General features: G+C 35.9%; 1 protein-coding gene. It reads left to right on the top strand.

The window, feature by feature from the left end; translation table 11 throughout:
• Positions 1-71: 71 nt before the first annotated feature.
• Positions 72-1,162, top strand: a protein-coding gene (locus C8322_RS04520) for an IS4-like element ISAba1 family transposase (RefSeq protein WP_085940413.1) whose coding sequence is annotated in 2 segments (ribosomal slippage) — positions 72-612 and positions 612-1,162 — 1,092 coding nt in all. Because the reading frame shifts where the segments join, the coding sequence is not laid out codon by codon here.
• The last annotated feature ends 18 nt before the right edge of the window (positions 1,163-1,180 follow it).

Raw genomic sequence — 1,180 nt, 5'->3', positions numbered from 1 at the left:
CTCTGTACACGACAAAAATAGATAACTCATTGAAATAATGTCATAATAATTGTTTTCTAACGACGAATACTATGACACATCTCAATGAGTTATATCTTATCTTAAACAAATATCTAAAATGGAACAAGTCACATTTAAAGTGCTTTGCGCTCATCATGCTTGTGATTATTTTAAAGCAAACATGTAATCTTTCTTCTGCATCTAAAGCCTTGCCCATCAAGTGCTTACCACAATCATTTTATCGACGTATGCAGCGCTTCTTTGCAGGTCAGTATTTTGATTATCGTCAAATTTCTCAGTTGATTTTCAATATGTTTTCATTCGACCAAGTGCAACTGACTTTAGATAGAACCAATTGGAAATGGGGAAAACGAAATATTAATATCCTGATGCTCGCAATCGTTTATCGTGGAATAGCGATACCTATCCTTTGGACATTGCTTAATAAACGTGGAAATTCAGATACGAAAGAGCGTATTGCTTTGATTCAACGCTTTATAGCCATTTTTGGTAAAGACCGTATTGTGAATGTGTTCGCAGACAGAGAGTTTATCGGTGAGCAGTGGTTTACATGGTTAATTGAACAAGACATCAACTTCTGCATTCGTGTTAAAAAAACTTCATTGTCACCAATCATTTAGGAAAGAATCATAAAATTAGTGATTTATTTCGCCATCTTAAAGTTGGTCAAATTGAATGTCGTAAACGACGGATTTTGGTTGGTCGGGTGAAACTATATATAAGTGCACTACAGTTAGAAAATGGAGAGCTTTTACTCGTCGTTTCTCCTCAGTTTAATGCCAATGCTATTCAGGATTATGCATTACGCTGGGAAATTGAAACCTTATTCAGTTGTCTCAAAGGACGCGGGTTTAATCTTGAAAATACGCGCTTGACAGACCCTAGACGAGTGAAAAAATTGATTGCGGTGTTAGCTATAAGCTTCTGTTGGTGTTACTTAACGGGTGAATGGCAACATGATCAAAAAAAAGCGATAAAAATAAAGAAGCATGGACGACTCTCAATGAGTTTATTTCGCTATGGTTTAGACTATGTTCAAATGGCGATTCAGCGTTTAATTGGTTTTGGGAAAAAAGAAGAGTTTAAGGAAATTTTGGCAATTTTAAGAAGGCAGAACCCTGATAGGATAAGGGTTCTGTGAAATTTGTCGTGTACAGAG

This window comes from Acinetobacter sp. SM1B, assembly GCF_003289665.1.
In the GTDB taxonomy this organism is placed as follows: domain Bacteria; phylum Pseudomonadota; class Gammaproteobacteria; order Pseudomonadales; family Moraxellaceae; genus Acinetobacter; species Acinetobacter schindleri.
Note: the sequence above shows the minus strand (reverse complement) of the source record. Positions and strands in the feature narration are given on the sequence as shown.